This window comes from Sulfurimonas sp. (genome assembly GCF_050296975.1).
Taxonomy (GTDB): Bacteria; Campylobacterota; Campylobacteria; order Campylobacterales; family Sulfurimonadaceae; genus Sulfurimonas.
The window spans coordinates 44772-63061 of sequence record NZ_JBNKRX010000031.1 but is presented as its reverse complement, the minus strand read 5'-3'; the positions used below and the strand labels follow the sequence as shown (position 1 = coordinate 63061).

Below are 18290 nucleotides of genomic sequence, written 5' to 3'. Positions count from 1 at the left end.
GCATGAAAAAGTTTTTACAAGGACTCTGTGGCGGAGCAATTATCGCAACTTTAGCTGGACTTATCGGTTTAGGTGGTGCAGAATTTAGATTACCACTTTTAAAAAGTGTATTTCAACTCAAAACTTTAAAAGCTGTCATACTTAACAAAGCCACATCTTTGGTCGTTGTATTTTTTGCACTTCTTTTTCGCTCATACGAAATCCCTTTAGAACAACTATGGGAATATAAGACAATTATTTTCAACTTACTCTTTGGCTCCATGATAGGTGCTTGGCTTAGTGCAGGTTTTGCTATGAAAATAGATGAAGTGCTCTTAGATAAGTTTATCTTTGTATTACTCCTTTTTCTCGCAGGTGTTTTGTTGTTAGAGCATCTCTACTTAGATCACAATACCACACCATTATTTGAAACTTTTTATCTCCAAATAACAGCAGGTGTACTTGCTGGATTTTTTATCGGCGCTGTTGCTTCGATACTTGGAGTTGCAGGTGGTGAGTTACTTATACCAGCTATCATCCTTTTATATGGTGTTGATATAAAACTAGCTGGGAGTTTATCTCTTGCTATTAGTTTACCTACGATGATTATAGGTTTTACAAGGTATACACGGAGTGAAGCTTTTATTGTTTTAAAAGAGGAACGAAATTTATTTATCGCTTTAGCCATTGGTTCTCTAATTGGAAGTGCATTGGGTTCAGCAATGTTATGGATAGTTTCGAGTGATGTATTGATTTTGTTATTGTCATTGATATTGGTCATATCTGCATATAAGAGTTTTCATCATCAAAAAAAGCACTAAATTGATATAAATTTTGGTATCATTTGAGGATGAAAACAATACTATTTATCCTTTTATTTATCTCTTGTGTTTTTGCTGCAGAGATCGAAACTGATTACAAAACACTTAACTCGAAAATTGATGCAATATCACCAACTTTGAGTGCAGAAGAGAAAGTAGCTCTTTATTATCTTGTCCTCTCAACCCATGACAAAATAACATCAGCACTTAGCCTTGATGAAACAAAGGTTAGCTCACTTGATTCTCTACAAACAAAAACATTATCTCAGATAGAAACTTTAAACACTAAAGTAGATAAAAAGAAACTCCAAGAGATAAAAGAACTCTACAAAAAGATAAATGCCGAGGCAAAAGAGCTTATCGCACAACAAAAACCTCAAAACGTAACAGTTGTGTATAAAGACAAGGTTGTTTACAAAGATAAAGTTGTAACACAAAACTCTTGGGGTTATACAATCTTGTTTTCAATCGTTACATTAGTTATCGGTTTTATAGCTGGATTTTTTATGCAAAAATCGATTAAAAATGATGAAGACACAACACCTTTACAAGAGCAATATAAACGAGAAAATGAAGAGTTACAAACACAAATCACTTCACTTCAAGCATCACAAGACACTACACAACAAGAGTTAGAGTTCCAAACTTTAGAGACAAAAAGTATGCAATCATCTTATGAAATAAAACTCACAAATTTGCAACAGCAATTTGATGAAGAAAAAACAAATTTAGATGAGCAACTCTCCACTATCAAAGAACAACTTGCAACTGAACACAAAACGAATAAAGCCTTACGTGCAGAATTAGATAGTTGTCAAGTTGATGAGCACTCAAAAGAGGAGGAGATTTTTGAGTTTGATGAGCGCCTCATAGCTTTACAGAATCAAAGCAAAGATATTAACTCCGTGTTAGATACCATTGCAGATATAGCAGATCAAACAAACCTTTTAGCACTCAATGCTGCTATAGAAGCTGCACGAGCAGGTGAACATGGTCGTGGCTTTGCAGTTGTAGCTGATGAAGTTCGTAAACTTGCAGAGCGTACTCAAAAGACTTTAAGTGAAGTAAAAGTGGAGGTTTCAGCCATAGTTGATGGCATAGCAAATCTCAAAACTTGACTTTCATAAACGTAATAGTGTAAAATTACAACAAAAATTTCTTAAGAAATACTTCTTTCTCACATCACAATCACAACAATCAAGGTAGACACTTACATGAGCGAAAATACGCAATCACAACCCCGCAAAAACAACAAGCCAAATAACAAAAACAACAATAACTCAAAACGTACACATACACCTGTAAGTGGTTCAAGTGTTGAAGAGTTACGTACTAAAAGTATTGAAGAGTTAGTAGCTCTTGCAACTGAGCTTGAAGTTGAACATCCAAATGAACTCAAACGTCAAGATGTAATCTTTGAGATATTAAAAGCACAAACTGCACAAGGTGGTTACATCCTCTTTAGTGGAATACTAGAGATTATGCAAGATGGATACGGTTTTATCCGTTCAATCGATAAATCATTCAATGAATCAATCAACGATGCGTATGTATCTAACACGCAAATCCGCCGTTTTGCACTAAGAAACGGAGACGTTGTAACTGGACAAGTTCGCCCTCCAAAAGATCAAGAAAGATACTATGCACTTATTAAGATAGAAGCTGTAAACTCACTCCCGCCTGAAGAGTCTAAAAAACGTCCACTTTTTGATAACTTAACTCCTCTCTACCCACAAGAACAACTCAAACTAGAATACCGTGAAAAAGGTTTAACAGGTCGTATGATGGACCTTTTTGCACCTATTGGTAAAGGGCAAAGAAGTTTGATTGTTGCACCTCCACGTTCAGGTAAAACAGAACTTTTAAAAGAGATCGCTCATGGTATTACACATAACCACGCTGAAGTTGATCTGATGGTTTTACTTGTTGATGAGAGACCTGAAGAGGTTACAGATATGGAGAGAAGTGTAAAAGGTGAAGTATATAGTTCAACTTTTGACATGCCTGCAAAAAACCACGTTAAAGTTGCTGAGATGGTGATCGAAAAAGCAAAACGTCGTGTGGAACTTGGTCGTGATGTGGTCATTTTACTTGACTCGATCACTCGTCTTGCTCGTGCGTACAATACTGTTACACCTTCAAGTGGAAAAGTGCTCTCTGGTGGTGTAGATGCAAATGCACTTCATAAACCAAAACGTTTCTTCGGTGCTGCACGTAACATCGAAAAAGGTGGCAGTTTAACGATCGTTGCAACGGCACTTATCGACACTGGAAGTAGAATGGATGAAGTTATCTTTGAAGAATTCAAAGGTACTGGTAACTCTGAGGTTGTTCTTGATCGTAAAATTGCAGACAGAAGAATCTTCCCTGCTATTGATATCCTTAAATCTGGTACACGTAAAGATGATCTACTCATTGGCGCAGATACACTACAAAAAGTATTTATTTTACGTCAAATGCTACATAAACAAGATGATGAAGTTGAAGCGCTCAAATTTATCTATAACACTATGGGTAAAAAAGAGACAAACGCTGAGTTTTTAGAGAGTATGAATTCGGATAAATAAGGCGGATTGCACAATGAAAATCGGCGTTTTTGATAGCGGTATTGGTGGTTTAACAGTTGTAAAATCACTACTAGAACATCAACTTTTTGAAGAGATTGTTTACTACGGTGATACAGCCCGTGTACCGTATGGTTCAAAAGATAAAAACACTATTATCCGCTACGGGATCGAAGCGGTTGAAATGTTTAAAAACTTTGAACTTGACATGATCGTAGTAGCGTGTAATACTGCTAGTGCTTATGCACTTAATGATATGAATGCAACTGCATCATGTCCAGTTATAGGTGTTGTTGAAGCTGGAGTTTTAGCTTGTGCAAATGTTTTAGAAGATAAAAATGCAAATATTTTAGTGCTTGGTACAAAAGCGACTGTGCGATCAAAAGCATACGAAAATGGTCTTAAATCCCTACAGTTTAATAATGTAAATTCACTTGCCACTCCTCTTTTTGTCCCTATCGTAGAAGAAGAGCTAGGAGAGAGTGAAATCTTAGATGTAACAATGAAACACTACTTCAAAGATGTTACATCTCCTGATGCACTTATACTTGGATGTACACACTTTCCAATCATTGAAAGACAACTCCAAAACCATTTTGGGCAGAATACAAAACTGATCCACTCTGGCGATGCAATCGTAGAGTACCTCAATCAAAAATTTGATTTGAGTGAAAAATACCCTGAACCAAAACTTCAATTTTTTGCCTCAGACAACCCTGAAGCACTTCGCCAAATAGCACACAAGTGGCTTGGACTATGAAACGCGTCTCCCTTTTTGGTTATGGAGTTACTACAAAAGCTTTGGGTAGTAAAATAAAAAATGCCGTTTTTTACGATGACAATGTAAAAGAGCCATATTTTGATGAAAACAATTTCATTATCCGTCCTTCAAATGAGTTTAATCCCGATTTTTCAGACTTAGAGATACCCTCACCCGGAATACCACCACACCATCCACTCATAAAAAGTGCAAAACACCTTATAAGTGAGTATGACTACTTTAAAGATGTGATGAACTTAAAAATCTGGATCAGCGGAACAAATGGAAAAACTACCACTACACAGATGATGCAACATCTCTTAGAAGATAAAAAAAGTGTAGCGGGTGGGAATATTGGTACACCTCTTGGAGCGCTTGATGGCAAAGCACCTATTTGGATACTAGAAACAAGTTCTTTTACAATGCACTACACAAACGAGGCTACACCAAATATCTATGTACTTTTACCACTTAGCCCCGATCATCTCTCGTGGCATGGAAATATGCAAGAGTATGTCAATGCAAAACTAAAACCACTTAGTATGATGAAAAAAGGCTCAACTGCCATCATCCCTGAGGCTTATAAAGATATCCAAAGCCAAGCGAACATCATCACTTATAAAAATGAAGCAGACTTGGCTGAACAATTTGGCATAAACATCGAAAAAGTAAACTTCAAAGGGGCATTTTTAATGGATGCTCTTTTGGCTATAGCTGTAGATAAAATAGTTTTTGATCGAATTGAATATGGCAAAATAAATAGCTTTGTTCTCGATCCACATCGCCAAGAGGAGTTTTACGATGCTCAAAAACGCCTCTGGATAAACGATACAAAAGCAACAAACTTAGATGCGACGATCGCTGCTGTAAAACGCTACGAAGATCAGTATATTCATCTTATATTGGGCGGGGATGATAAAGGAGTTGATCTTAGTGAACTTTTTGAGTTTTTACAAGACAAAAATTTAAAAATCTATGCGATTGGATCAAATAAAGACAAACTAATGACACTCGCACAAAACTACCATATTAGCGCACACAAATGTCAAAACTTAGTCAATGCAGTACATACGATAGATCAAAACCTAAAAGCCAACCAAGTAGCCCTACTCTCCCCAGCAGCTGCAAGTTTAGATGAATTTCAATCATATGCTCATAGAGGGAATTTATTTAAAGATACTATAGCACAACTCTAAAACTACAAACAAAATAAATTTATTTTTATTAAGATATAATCTCAGTTATTCATTATAAAAAAGGGTTCGTATGTTGTGGCTAATTTCAATAATAATCTTAGGGATAATTTTCTTTGTACAACTAGCAAACTTTGATTTTGAGAATGCTTTAGCTGTTGGTATACTCATGTTTATTATCACCATCTTCAAGTTACTTTTGGGAAATAAAACACTTTCAGACAAAGTATTTATTCTTGAAAAAAAGCTAGAAGCTTTAGAGAAAAAGTTTGAGCAAGGGATCATACATTCTCAAAAAGAAGAAACTGAAACAAAACAAGCAAAAGTGACAAAATCCAAAGCATTAGAAGTCGAAAAAACAACACAAACTACAATGGTAGAGGCACCACAACCTTTACAACAAAAAATACAACCAACATCTGTTGAACAAGAACAATTTCAAAAAACAATTCCCCAAATACATCCTAACCCTATAGAGATCGCTATAAGAAAACTTATCACTTATTTTACAATTGGTAATCCACTTGTAAAGATTGGTGGTGTCATCCTCTTTTTTGGTCTTTCGTTTTTAATCAAATTTGCAGTAAATAATGATATGGTAAGTGTAGAGTTTGGTCTTCTTAGTGTTATGATTTTTGCTATAGGTCTCATTGGTGTTGGATATAAACATAGAAAACGTGAAGGGTATTTTGGTCTTATATTACAGGGGATTGGTATAGCAGTCTTTTATCTTGCTATTTTCTCCGCAGCAAAATTTTTCTCAGTCATCCCATTCTCTGTAGCATTGGGGATTATGATAATAACTGTTATTTTTGCGACATTATTAGCAATTATCCAAGATGCTTTTTATCTTGCTATTTTTGCAACTGCTGGTGGTTTTTTAGCCCCTATTCTTACATCAACAGGAGATGGTAGTCATATAGTGCTTTTTAGTTACTATGCACTGCTTAATCTTAGTATTGCAATTATCGCTTGGTACAAATCGTGGCGAGTACTTAATCTCATTGGCTTTGCTTTTACATTTATAATTGGGACGCTCTGGGGTGTAACAAAATACCAAAGTGAATTTTTTGCGACAACAGAACCATTTTTAATTCTCTTTTTTCTACTCTATGTTGTAATTTCAGTATTCTTTGCACATAGAACAACATTTAAGCTCAAAGCATACGTTGACTCTGCACTAGTATTTGGTGTTCCTAGTGTTGCTTTTGGTTTACAAGCATCAATCAGTGAGGCAATTCCATACCTTTTAGCATATTCATCACTTGGTGCCGGAGCTATATATATTTCATTAGCTTGGTGGTTGAGAAATAAAGAAAAGTTCTCTCTCTTAGCAGAGTCTTTTTTAGCTCTTGGGATCATATTTTTGAGCCTTGTCTTTGCTTTTGCTCTCTCACCTGAGATTAGTGCTGTTATCTACGCTCTAGAATCAAGTGCTGTCATTTGGATATCATTACGTCAAGATAGACTCTACGCCCGTATATTTGCTCTTGGGCTTGAAGCTTATGCAGTTGTCACATACATCAATGAAAATATAAATTATTTTCATAGTACACAATACACTCCTTTTTTAAATAAGGTGTATCTTGGCTACTTCATCCTCTCTATTGCTACACTTCTAAGTGCTTTTGTCTATGAAAAATACAAAGATAAAACTAAAAAATTTGAACACTATTTTCACATACCACTCTTGATACTTGGTTTATTACTATGGATAGGTTCTGGATTTGATCAAGTGAGTGCTCCTGAATTTGGACTTATCTTTTTAAGTATCTCAGCACTTATTTTTATGTTTATTGCCACACGTTACACTTGGCAAACGATGAACTATGCACTGGAGCTTTTCCTTCCAATTTCATTACTTTTAATTGTTGCAACTCAAGAACAACTCAGTCATATGTTTGCAGGTTACAATCTCTTAGCTATTCCTCTATTTTTTGTAGTACTTTACACCCTATTGTATAAAGTCCAATTCAAACTTTCTTACTATTGGCATGCTATAAGTTTGTGGGCAATGATGATAATTTTATCTTTAGAGATGTTTTACCACATTAAGCAAATCTCTTTTACCATTGCCTATAGCACTTGGCCATTAGTTTTAATATTAGCTGTTTATATAGTTTTAAAACAAGCAAAATTTTGGCCACTCACAACCCAATATGAAAGTTATAAAAATCTCGGTATTGCTGGTTTAAGCGTTATGATGTTGCTATGGGAAGTAGGTGCATTTTTAGGCACAGCATCACTTAAAGTTATCCCATATATCCCTCTACTTAATCCTCTTGAATTGATGCAAGTAAGTGTTATTATAACACTTCTACTTTGGCTCAAAAGTAAAAATATTGAACGTTCATTACTCTTAAAATTCATTGCAGGTGCGTCGTTAATATTTATCACTATATTTTGGGCACGTTTAGTTCATTATTATGGAGATATCCCTTACAATATTGATACTTTACTACGAAATGGCGTCTTTCAAACAGGTATCTCAATTATTTATACGCTCATCGCTTTAGCTATTATTAGTTATTCAAAACGCAAACAATCTCGTCCTGTCTGGATAGTAGGAGCTGCACTTCTTGGAACTGTAATTTTTAAACTCATAATAGCAGATATGGCACAACGTGATTCACTGGAAAGAATTATCTCATTTTTAGTAGTTGGTGTACTTATCTTAGTTATTGGATATATTGCACCACTGCCACCAAAAAAAGAGGAACAAGAAAAAGTTAGAGGAGAGTAAATGAAAATCTTTTTAGCATTATGTATAACAATTATCTCATTAGAAGCAATAGAAAAAAATGACTTTGTATATGAACGTGCAATTAATACAAATGCGACACAAGGGTTTGTAAAAGTTCAAATACCTGTCACACTTTACGACCATCTAAGTTCATCTTCTATGAATGATCTTGCAATTATAGATGCAGATAATAAAGTAATGCCATACTCCATAGAAAAAATAACTCTCACAAAACAAGATACACAAAAACACAACTTACCATTTTCCCTTTTTAAAACTATAAAAGAGCAAAAAAACAACTCTTTAGATATTAAATATCAAGGAACATCTATCAACTTCTCTGAAAATAAACAAATCAATGATGAAGATTACATTGTAGATGCTTCGATAATGAAAGATGGTATAGATTACTTACAAATCAAGAGTGCTGATAGTGAATATATGCTCCAAACAACTGTAGCGTGTAGTGATGATTTACTTCATTGGTACACTATCACAAACTCACAAATGCTTGCAAACATTACTATGCAAGAGAGCAAAATTCTCAAAGAACGTTTAAATCTTTTTACTCATAGTTGTAAGTATCTTAAAATCCATACTCAAAAACCACTCAATTTTAATTATATCCTTGCCGTTAAAACAAAAAAAGTTTTTAGTGAACCTGATCCAGTACAATTAGAGTTTCATAAAGTAAACAAGGGTATTGAGTTTACAATTCCAAAACAATTACCTATTCAAAATTTACAATTTATATTGCCAAAAAAAGAGCAGCTCTATAAACTCAAACTATACGCTAAAGATGATAATCAAAATACATGGCTTTATATAGATCATATGACCATTTATACACTTCAAAATGGAAAGCTCTCTCAATTAGAAAGTTCTTTAGTAACAAATCTAAGACACTTTCGTTTAGAAGCTACAGACAATTCTTATCTACCAGAAGAGTTACAACTTGCTTTTAAATATCATCCAACTGAACTTTACTTTTTAGCTCAAGGCAAAGCTCCTTACACTCTGGTGTATGATAGTATAAAACAACGCATTCCACAAACAAGTCTAAAAACTATGCGACAAGACAATACAGCAGCTTTAGCAACATTAGGTGAAGAAAAAGTTTTAAATATTGATGCAAAAAAGATAGAAAAAGAACCTGATTACACTGCCATACTTGTTTGGATTTCTTTAACAGTCGGAATTTTAATTTTAGGTTTTATGAGTTATAGACTTGTCAAAGAACTAAAAGAATAAACAAAGATACTAATAATCTTTTAACTCTTTAAATGCTAAAATCTCTACATCTATATACGTGGAGTCAAGTGTGAAAAAAACATCTGAAGTATTAGCGAGAAAATATCGTCCAAAGAACTTTGATGAGCTCATTGGTCAAGATACGATCGCACAAACTCTCTCACTTGCACTTGACTCTGAACGCCTCTCTCACGCTTACCTTTTTTCAGGTCTAAGAGGAAGCGGGAAAACTTCAACTGCACGTATTTTTGCAAAAGCACTCATTTGTGAGCAAGGGGTTTCACACCACCCTTGTGGCGTATGTGAAAACTGTGTTATGGCGATTGAAAATCGTCACATGGACATTATCGAGATGGATGGTGCATCAAGTCGTAAGATCGATGATATCCGCGATCTGATCGAGCAGACAAAATACCGCCCGGCAACTGCAAGATACAAAATTTTCATCATTGATGAAGTGCACATGCTTACAAAAGAGGCTTTTAATGCGCTTCTTAAAACGCTTGAAGAGCCACCTGAGTATGTGAAATTCATTCTTGCTACTACCGATCCGCTAAAACTTCCGGCAACTATTTTAAGCCGTACCCAGCATTTTCGTTTTAAAAGCATTGCAACAAACAAGATCGTAGAACATTTAGCTCATATTTTAAACCTTGAGGGGATTAACTACGAACACGATGCACTTGAAATTCTTGCACGTAGCGGGAGCGGTTCACTTCGTGACACCTTGACACTACTAGACCAAGCGATCATCTACTCAAAAAGTCATGTAGATATCCCAACTGTTACAGATATGCTTGGTCTTGTTGATCCGCAGTTTTTAGCGGAACTTTTTAACGCAGTCTTTGCAAAAGATTATGCAAAACTTGTTGAGCTTACAAAAACACTAGAAGATTACGATAGTGAGATGGTTGTAGATGAGCTGATCGCATACCTCAAAGAGAAAATGTACAACCACGATGCACTTTTTTCAACTCTTGTTCTTGATCGCTTCTTTAGAATTTTAAGCGATGCGAAGTACCTCTTTAGCATCAATGCTGATGGTTCTTTTGTACTTTCTATGATCTTTTTTAAAATGATCGAAGCACTTAAGATTAAAGAGATCGATCAGATGATCGAGTCTTTTGAAAAAGGATTAGCAAACCAAGATCTTCCAGTCTCAAAAATAAAGCTCCAAAGTACAACTCCAGAGATGGCTGTAAAACCAACTCCACAAGAGAGTGAACCTATCACAAATGTAGAAGTGACACCTGAGCCAGTGAGCATTCCTATTCAAGAAAGTATGCCAGAGCCTATTGCAGTTGTAAAACCACATCAAGCAAAATTTGATGCACTTGTAGCTGCTATCTCTGATCGAAACTTCGAACTTGGAGAGTGTTTTAAAAACAACATCACTTTTGTTTCGTTTGAAGATAACGTACTTACTTGGGAGAGTTGTGCTGGAGAAGAGTGTAAAAAATCTCTCAAATACGGTTACTCTGCGATCAAACAACTTGTACGTGAAACCTTTGGTTTTGAAACTCAAATCAAGGGGATAGCCTGTAGCAAATCAGCACAAGAGCTAGAGGTTGAAGTTCCAACACCACAGCCAGAGCCACAGATATCTGAAGAAGCACCACAAAGTGCTTCAACTGTTGCAGATGTTGAAGCTGGTGGTGGTGCGAGTTGTGTAACAAACTGTGACGAGCCATCACATCAGGATGAAGTAAACGGAACTGATATAACCCAAGAACCAATGATACAAAAAGCGATAGAGCTTTTTGAAGCGAAGAAAGTGACTGTGCAGTCGAAAATATAGATGATTATTTCTTTTTGTAAAGTCTTTTGACTATATTTTTTAAAAGCAATGAAATTTTTAAAAACTCTAAATTGTGGTGTATCTCTAGTTGTGCGTCATAGTTCTTATCATTTAACTCTTCTAAGTACAAAGTCAAAGCATTTATATCTTTATCGAGTTTAAAAACAAACTTTTTTAAGGCGTAGTAACTTACAACATATAAAATAAAAACAAGTTCAAAATAAGAAAACCAAAAATCTTTTGGAAGCTCTACACCTGCTAAAGTGTACTTTAGTACCAAGCCTATAATAATAAAAACAGCACTGAGGATGATAAACATGTGCATGTATATTCTATGTTGTATACTTAACATAGTTTATAACCAACTCCACGAACTGTTTGGATATAGTCTTTTGTTTTATCTGGATCGATCTTTTCTTTGAGTCTGTTTATAGCTACATTAACCGTTTTATACTGGTAGTTTTGTGAATCTTGCCAAACATTTTCAAGCAAGTAATCACGATCTAGTACACTATTTTTATTTGTAATAAACTCACATAGCAAATCAAACTCCAGTTTTGTAACCTCAACACTCTCTCCATCAACTTTTAACTCTCGCGTACTTTTATCTAACACCATATCTCTATAAGAAAGTTTTCCCTCTGCTACTTTTTTTGTTGTTCTTTTTAAAAGTGCTTTCACACGTAAAAGAAGTTCTTTCATGTTAAAAGGTTTAGTAATGTAATCATCTCCCCCTCTTAAAAATCCCTCTACTAAGTTTTCCTCTTTATCTTTTGCACTTAAAAATATTACAGGGACATCTATACCATCATCACGCAATTTTGCAACAAATTCACTCCCCTCAACACCAGGAAGGTTACGATCCATGATTAACAGATCGATCTCCTCTTCTTCAAGGATTTGTACTACAGTTTTTGTATTTAAAAACCCTATCGTTTCATACCCCTCTTTTTGGAGTGTATATTCTAAAAGTTCAAGTAAATCTTCTTCATCTTCTACAATTACAATACTTGCTGACATTTAAAGTTCTCCCCTTTTTTATTCTTCAATCCACGCATCTGTTTTAATGATATTTCCATTATCAAAAACTTTAAGTTTATACGCTTCTTTTGATTTTCCATCTTCTATATCCATAATTGCAATCTGTAAAATCTTTTTACACTTTTTTGGGATATCAAAATGTCCTTTGAGACCTGTTAAAAACTGATTTAATGGCTGCTTAGCATCCATTCCTATCACATTATCACGACATCCGCTAAGACCTATATCACTCAAATATGCAGTACCATCAACTATCTGAAAGTCATCACTACTAACATGCGTATGTGTACCAATTATACCACTAACTTTTCCTTGAAGCAATATCATCATTGCACGTTTTTCACTACTCGCTTCTGCATGAAAATCTAAAAAAATATTTTTAATTCCCTCATTGTGAAGCTGCTCTACCCTAGCCCCAGCACATCGAAAAGCATTATCAACATAAGGCATCCCATAATGCCCCATAATATTTAATACTGCTAGTTTTTCACTTCCAACTTCGTACACTCTGCACCCTGTTCCAGCTACACCGTCTGGATAATTATCTGGACGAAGCATATTCTCTGTTTCAAGAAGCGGAATGATATCTTTTTTATCCCAAGTATGATTTCCACCAGTCATAACATCTACACCAAAAGAGAACAGTTCTGAGCAGTTTTTAGTTGTAAGCCCAAAACCATGTGAAGCATTTTCATAATTAGCGATTACAAAGTCGAGTTTATGTTCCTCTTTGAGTTTGGGTAAGTATTTTTGGAGCATTTCACGCCCTGGGCGTCCAATAATATCTCCAATAAATCCTAATTTCATTATAGTACCTTTGGTTTGTTATTTCTTAAATAGAAAAGTGTTGCTTTAATGATATCATCATCGTCTTTTGAATCTGATTTAATTGTCTCTTTTGCATCATTTAAATATGTAAACGTGATATTTTGTCCGTAATTCATAATCGTTTTTATTTTTTTATCTAATGCTAACAATTTAATAACCATCAACTCTATAAACTGTTTAGTTACAACATCAAGTTCGCCAAATCTATCGATGAGTTCCTCTTCGATTTCGTACACTTCAACTACCTCTTCACATTGTGATAAACGTCTGTAAATATCTAAACGAAGACGATCTTCTTGGATAATTTCATCTGAAAGATATGCCGAAATTGTGAGTTTAATATCTACTTTTGTTTTTGTATCTTCAACTGTATTACTAAGCTCTTTGATTGCATCTTCTAACATTCTAAGATAAAGCGAATATCCAATGTTTTTGATGTGTCCACTTTGTGCATCACCAACTAAGTTTCCACCACCGCGGATCTCTAAATCATGGTGTGCTAAAACCGATCCACTTCCTAAAAATGAGTTTGATTCAAGTGCTAAAAGACGTTTTTTTGCTTCATCAGTTAGATTCTCTTTATTCTCAACTATAAAATACGCAAAACCCTCTACATGACCACGCCCAACACGTCCGCGGAGTTGGTGTAAGTCTGCTATTCCAAAGCGATCCGCACCATCAATGATGATCGTATTTACACGTGGCATATGGATACCACTCTCAATGATCGAAGTGGCAATCATCATATCATACTCACCCGCTTCAAATTTAAGCAGCTCTTTTTCTGTTTCTGCCGCTGAGACTTTTGAGTGGAGCATTAAGATTCTTAGATCAGGTAAAATCGCTTTGATCTCCCCTTTTTTGATCGGCATATGATCGATAGAGTTATGCACATAAAACACCTGCCCACCACGACGAAGCTCACGTAAAATTACCTCTTTTACAAGTTTCTCTTCATACTCTTTTACAAAGGTACGCACCCCTTGACGCTCACTTGGTGGTGTTAAAAGTTGGCTCATCGTTTTGATCGAGCTAAGTGCTTGGTTGAGTGATCTTGGAATTGGAGTTGCCGACATTGAGAGCATGTGTACATTGTGGTACAACTCTTTGATCTTCTCTTTTTGCTTTACACCAAACTTGTGTTCCTCATCAACGATCACTACACCCAAGTTTTTAAAATCTAATCCAAAAAGTGCATGTGTCCCCACAACACAATCCAGTTCCCCAGAAGATAGCGCTTTTATGATGTTGTTTTTATCTTTTGTAGTTACAAAACGATCAAGTTTTGCATAGCGGATACCTAGCTTACCAAAACGCTCATCCAAGCTTCTAAAATGTTGTGCAGAAAGCAATGTTGTAGGCACTATAAAAGCAGACTGATAACCAGACTTGTACGCTGCAAAAATAGTATTGAGCGCTACTTCCGTTTTTCCAAAACCGACATCTCCGCTTAAAAGTCTGTCCATGATTTTGCCAGATGCCATTTGTGAGATGATCTCATTTACAGCTTGACTTTGATCCTCTGTGTACTCAAAACCACTAAGCGCTTGAAACTCTTTTAACTCTTTTTGATCGATCGAGATTTTTGGTGCTTTGATCAGTGCACGTGCTGCGGCAATGTTTACGATCTGCCCAGCTATCTCTAAAAGGCGTTTACGAACTTTTTCTTTAAGTTTTCCAAAGCTCCCTTTTCCAAGACGATCAAGCACTGGAACTCCACCACCACTTGCAATGTAACGATCGATATAGTCTAAATTCTCAACTGGAAGAAGAATTTTATCATCTCCAATGTATTTGATAACTATAAAATCTTTTACACCACCAAGTATCTCTGCTTGTTCAATCTTTTCAAAAATCCCAACACCATACTCTTCATGGACCACATAATCCCCAGCTTTAAGATCATCAAGTAAGATCGAGCTTTTACGGCGACGACGTTTTTTATCTGGTTTATTGAGTGAAATTATCACCTCATCAGGTGTAATAATATTTAAAATATAAGGTGCTTGGACAATATTGATATTGTTCGTATCATAAATCCCAGCTTGTTTGATCGTTGCATTGTTTGCTGCAATAATTGTGATCTTTTTATCGGCATGTACACGTAGCAGTTGGGAAACATCTGCGACTAAAAGCTCTTTAATATCATCGTTTTGCTCTAAAATATCTAAGTTAAAATACTCTCTTGAAATTATTGGATCGTTAATTCCATACGCATCTTTCAGTAGATCATCTAAATTTTTAGAGAACTTTACATTTTTCCCCTCTAAAAAGTTCTCAGCCATCTCATCTAAATGCCAAAACCCAAGTGAAGCTATATCACGAGAGAGTGCATCATATTCACTCGATTCAACTTTAGAGTTAAGTGTGTTAAAATCATCTCCGCTTAGAGCAAAAAAAGCACTGCTAATCTCTACTTTATCTAACTCTTCACCTGTTGTTCGCTGCGTATCAGCTTCAAACTCTTTGATCTGCTCAATCTCAACATCAAAAAATGAGATACGTACAGGATTTTTTGTAGAGGGTACAAAGATATCTAAAATATCTCCACGATGAGAAATCTCCCCTTCTACTTGAACTATATCTACAAAGGTATACCCCCAATGAAGCATTTGTTCTTTAAAAGAATTTAGATTAACTTCCCCACCAAACTCTAGTGTTAGTGAATCAACATACTCTTTTTTTGGGAGTGGAAATAGAAGTGTTTTTAATGGAGTTATTACTAAAGGCTTTTTTTTTGCCTCATAATAGAGTTTGAGTTTATAAAGGAGCTCTTGTAACTCCTCTTTGTATGAGCGAAGATCATCCCCTTTAGCAGCCCTAAAATCAGGGAAAACTAAAACATCTTTATTAAAAAATTTCGAGACACTCTCTAATTCATGTGCCTCTTTTATATCTTCACAAATTAAAACTTCGAGTTCATCTTTTGAAGTTTTAAAATAATTAACTAATTGAGTCATTTTTTATAACTGAATTTCCTTCAAAAATCCCTTTAGCTTCAATCACTAACTCAGCAGATTTAATCTCACCACTTACACGTCCAGCAGCTTTGATCTCAACTTTATCCGCATCGATAGTTCCCTCAATAAAACCTTGAACTATAAGTCTGTTCGTTACAACAGAACCTTTAATATGCCCATTTTTACCGATATTTACCTCTTTTGTAGAGTTGATATTTCCCTCTAAAACACCATCAATATACAAATTACAAGAGAGTTCTATTTCTCCTTTGATTTTTGCGCCAGTTGTGATGATGGTTGTGTTAGTGTCGGTTGATATGTTAGTCTCGACGTCGCTGTTATTAAAGATTGCCATGGTACCTTGTTTTCCTTTTCAAAGATTTCATCGTAGTTTTGTTGTGTCCACTTTATAAAATAGTATGGATTTAAAACCCTATGTATAAAACGAATTTCATAATGTAAATGTGGACCATTACTCATACCAGAGTTTCCAGTATAGCCTATAAGTTGCCCTTTTTGTACAAATTGCCCTGATTTTATCACAATTTTATTTAAATGTCCGAAATAACTTTTAAAACCATATACATGTTCTAAAATTATAAGATTTCCATACCCACTACTTTTATGAAAACCAGCCCACTCTACTACACCATCTGCTGTCGCATGAATTGGTGTATCCATTTGTGCTTTTAAATCAGTTCCACGATGGAACTCTTTTGTATTGAGTGTTGGGTGTATTCTATAACCAAATTTACTTGTGATTCCATTATATTCAACTGGAGTTCCACTAGGGATAAGTTTTAAAAGTGTAGAACGTTGTGATGAAGAGAGTTTTGCCAGGGAAACTCTCTCTTGTAAACTCTCTTCATCGATTGGTTTTAAACCAATCATCTGTTCAATCTCTGAGAGTGAATCAGATAACTCCTCTAATTCCTCTTTTTTAGAAGTGAGTAATAGTTGTGTTTCAGTCATACTTTCTAAAAGAAGATTATTTTGTGTTTGAAGATCTTCATAGGCTTTTTCAACCCCATCTTTTTTAAGTTCTATCTGATTTACTGAATCGTTTAAATAAAGGATCGTCCCAACACCAATCAAACCTAATGTAAGTAAAAAAACAACTACATAAAATAAAATCTGTTTGAAAAATTGATGTAAGTTAAACTGCTTTACCCCGTTATCATCATGAATGGTAATAGTAAAATGTTTATCCACGATACACCTTTAAAAACTCCTCTACAACACTAAAGGAACCAAAAACGAGATATGATTCATTATCATCTACTTTTTCAAACTGTTTAAATGAAATATTTAACTCAATTAACGCAGATTCTAAATTTTCCCTTTTTTCGATTCTACTATCAACCACTTTGATAACCAATAACTCTTTTATAATTGGTTTTAAAATCTTTAAAATTTGCTTATAGTCCTTATCTTTATAGCTATTATACACTAAAGTATATTTTGAACCTTTTAAAACCTCATAAATCGCTTCAGCTGCTAAAGCATTGTGCCCAACATCTATTAAAACATTTTGGTTCAGTTGTGTAAGTCTTCCAAATAATTTTGAGTTTAAAAAATCGTTTGAGGTATATTCAATCCCTAACTCTTTTAATGCAGATATGCTCAAACGAAGATTCTCTATAAGATATGTAGGAAGAGTATTTTGCTGTGTAATTTGAGAAATCTTCTCGTCATCTTCTTTTGTGATGTAGTTCTCAACTGTAGTTATTGAAACGCTTTTTTGCAAGGCTATCTTTTTAGCAACTGAATATATATCTTGATGTTTTTGTTTTGCTAAAATCGCTTTATGTTGCACTGCATTTAACTTCGTTGTAGCAATACTCTTAATAGTTTTACCTAAAAAAGCTTCGTGGTCTTTATCTATTGGTGTCACTAATGTTAAAACATTTTCAAATACAGATGTTGCATCATGTTCACCACCAAGTCCAGCTTCTAAGATGAGATAGTCACATTCATGTGCTGCTAAAACCGCTAAAAAAGTGGTATATTCAAAATAACTTAAACTCTCTATAAACTCTTGATTGAGTAAAGTTAGCAACTCTTGGTGTAAAGATTCTAATTGCTCATCACTTATATTTTTTCCATTAATCCAAATACGTTCATTAAATTCTAAAATATGAGGAGAGGTATAATGTAAAACTTTATAATTTTGATTATGTAAAGCAGTAGCTAAAAATCGTCCTGTTGTCCCTTTCCCATTTGTACCAATAATATGAATAATTTTTGGTAGTTGGAGTTTATCTTTTATAGATTCATATGCACGTGGCATACGCGTATAATCTATCTCTGTATAGTAGAGTGGTTTAGCCTCTAAAAAATTTCGTAACACGC

At 34.9% G+C, this 18290-nt stretch carries 15 protein-coding genes; 8 read left to right on the top strand and 7 right to left on the bottom strand.

From position 1 onward, the window contains the following. The first annotated feature begins 2 nt into the window (after positions 1-2). The 8 genes from ACQY56_RS09275 (at position 3) to ACQY56_RS09240 (ending at position 11109) form a co-directional block, all read left to right on the top strand. Positions 3-800, top strand: a complete 798-nt coding sequence (locus tag ACQY56_RS09275; RefSeq protein WP_428737969.1) for a sulfite exporter TauE/SafE family protein — start codon at positions 3-5, stop codon at positions 798-800. Between the two features lie 29 nt (positions 801-829). Then, the gene (locus ACQY56_RS09270; protein ID WP_428737968.1) at positions 830-1918 is read left to right on the top strand and encodes a methyl-accepting chemotaxis protein; all 1089 of its coding nucleotides are present in this window, start codon (positions 830-832) and stop codon (positions 1916-1918) included. Positions 1919-2014: 96 nt separating this feature from the next. Then, positions 2015-3367: a transcription termination factor Rho gene (gene rho, locus ACQY56_RS09265; protein ID WP_428737967.1), complete on the top strand. Its 1353-nt coding sequence runs from the start codon at positions 2015-2017 to the stop codon at positions 3365-3367. Positions 3368-3380: 13 nt separating this feature from the next. Then, entirely contained in the window at positions 3381-4124 is a 744-nt protein-coding gene (gene murI / locus ACQY56_RS09260) for a glutamate racemase (protein ID WP_428737966.1), read from the top strand. After that, entirely contained in the window at positions 4121-5320 is a 1200-nt protein-coding gene (gene murD / locus ACQY56_RS09255) for a UDP-N-acetylmuramoyl-L-alanine--D-glutamate ligase (RefSeq protein ID WP_428737965.1), read from the top strand. The genes murI and murD overlap by 4 nt, the downstream gene beginning before the upstream one ends. 70 nt (positions 5321-5390) lie before the next feature. Continuing rightward, a complete protein-coding gene (locus ACQY56_RS09250; RefSeq protein ID WP_428737964.1) occupies positions 5391-8060 on the top strand; it encodes a DUF2339 domain-containing protein in 2670 nt (889 codons plus the stop codon). Next, positions 8061-9311 carry a DUF3999 family protein gene (locus tag ACQY56_RS09245; RefSeq protein WP_428737963.1) on the top strand — a complete coding sequence of 417 codons (1251 nt, stop codon included), beginning with the start codon at positions 8061-8063 and terminating at the stop codon, positions 9309-9311. It begins immediately after the preceding gene. Between the two features lie 70 nt (positions 9312-9381). Next, positions 9382-11109, top strand: a complete 1728-nt coding sequence (locus ACQY56_RS09240) for a DNA polymerase III subunit gamma/tau (RefSeq protein WP_428737962.1) — start codon at positions 9382-9384, stop codon at positions 11107-11109. 4 nt (positions 11110-11113) lie between these two features. On the opposite strand, the gene ACQY56_RS09235 is transcribed toward ACQY56_RS09240, so the two are convergent. From ACQY56_RS09235 to ACQY56_RS09205, 7 genes are read right to left on the bottom strand one after another with little or no spacing between them, the layout of a single operon-like run. Next, positions 11114-11434, bottom strand: a complete 321-nt coding sequence (locus ACQY56_RS09235; RefSeq protein WP_428743752.1) for a hypothetical protein — start codon at positions 11432-11434, stop codon at positions 11114-11116. Positions 11435-11454: 20 nt separating this feature from the next. Beyond that, the gene (locus tag ACQY56_RS09230; protein WP_428737960.1) at positions 11455-12129 is read right to left on the bottom strand and encodes a response regulator transcription factor; all 675 of its coding nucleotides are present in this window, start codon (positions 12127-12129) and stop codon (positions 11455-11457) included. Between the two features lie 18 nt (positions 12130-12147). Next, positions 12148-12957, bottom strand: coding sequence for a TIGR00282 family metallophosphoesterase (locus ACQY56_RS09225; RefSeq protein ID WP_428737959.1), 810 nt, complete (start codon positions 12955-12957; stop codon positions 12148-12150). Then, positions 12957-15938 carry a DEAD/DEAH box helicase gene (locus tag ACQY56_RS09220; protein ID WP_428737958.1) on the bottom strand — a complete coding sequence of 994 codons (2982 nt, stop codon included), beginning with the start codon at positions 15936-15938 and terminating at the stop codon, positions 12957-12959. Before ACQY56_RS09220 ends, ACQY56_RS09225 begins: the two co-directional genes overlap by 1 nt. Further along, on the bottom strand, positions 15922-16182 hold the full coding sequence (locus ACQY56_RS09215; protein ID WP_428737957.1) for a bactofilin family protein: 261 nt from the start codon (positions 16180-16182) through the stop codon (positions 15922-15924). Before ACQY56_RS09215 ends, ACQY56_RS09220 begins: the two co-directional genes overlap by 17 nt. A 14-nt stretch (positions 16183-16196) precedes the next feature. Further along, entirely contained in the window at positions 16197-17150 is a 954-nt protein-coding gene (locus ACQY56_RS09210; RefSeq protein WP_428737956.1) for a M23 family metallopeptidase, read from the bottom strand. Next, the gene (locus ACQY56_RS09205) at positions 17143-18288 is read right to left on the bottom strand and encodes a bifunctional folylpolyglutamate synthase/dihydrofolate synthase (protein ID WP_428737955.1); all 1146 of its coding nucleotides are present in this window, start codon (positions 18286-18288) and stop codon (positions 17143-17145) included. The genes ACQY56_RS09210 and ACQY56_RS09205 overlap by 8 nt, the downstream gene beginning before the upstream one ends. Positions 18289-18290 lie beyond the last annotated feature (2 nt).

Coding starts and splice junctions, on each gene's coding strand:
- murD (WP_428737965.1), top strand. CDS start 4,121: ATGAAACGCGTCTCCCTTTTTGGTTATGGAGTTACTACAAAAGCTTTG.
- ACQY56_RS09270 (WP_428737968.1), top strand. CDS start 830: ATGAAAACAATACTATTTATCCTTTTATTTATCTCTTGTGTTTTTGCT.
- ACQY56_RS09245 (WP_428737963.1), top strand. CDS start 8,061: ATGAAAATCTTTTTAGCATTATGTATAACAATTATCTCATTAGAAGCA.
- ACQY56_RS09235 (WP_428743752.1), bottom strand. CDS start 11,434: ATGCACATGTTTATCATCCTCAGTGCTGTTTTTATTATTATAGGCTTG.
- ACQY56_RS09250 (WP_428737964.1), top strand. CDS start 5,391: ATGTTGTGGCTAATTTCAATAATAATCTTAGGGATAATTTTCTTTGTA.
- ACQY56_RS09230 (WP_428737960.1), bottom strand. CDS start 12,129: ATGTCAGCAAGTATTGTAATTGTAGAAGATGAAGAAGATTTACTTGAA.
- murI (WP_428737966.1), top strand. CDS start 3,381: ATGAAAATCGGCGTTTTTGATAGCGGTATTGGTGGTTTAACAGTTGTA.
- ACQY56_RS09220 (WP_428737958.1), bottom strand. CDS start 15,938: ATGACTCAATTAGTTAATTATTTTAAAACTTCAAAAGATGAACTCGAA.
- rho (WP_428737967.1), top strand. CDS start 2,015: ATGAGCGAAAATACGCAATCACAACCCCGCAAAAACAACAAGCCAAAT.
- ACQY56_RS09275 (WP_428737969.1), top strand. CDS start 3: ATGAAAAAGTTTTTACAAGGACTCTGTGGCGGAGCAATTATCGCAACT.
- ACQY56_RS09225 (WP_428737959.1), bottom strand. CDS start 12,957: ATGAAATTAGGATTTATTGGAGATATTATTGGACGCCCAGGGCGTGAA.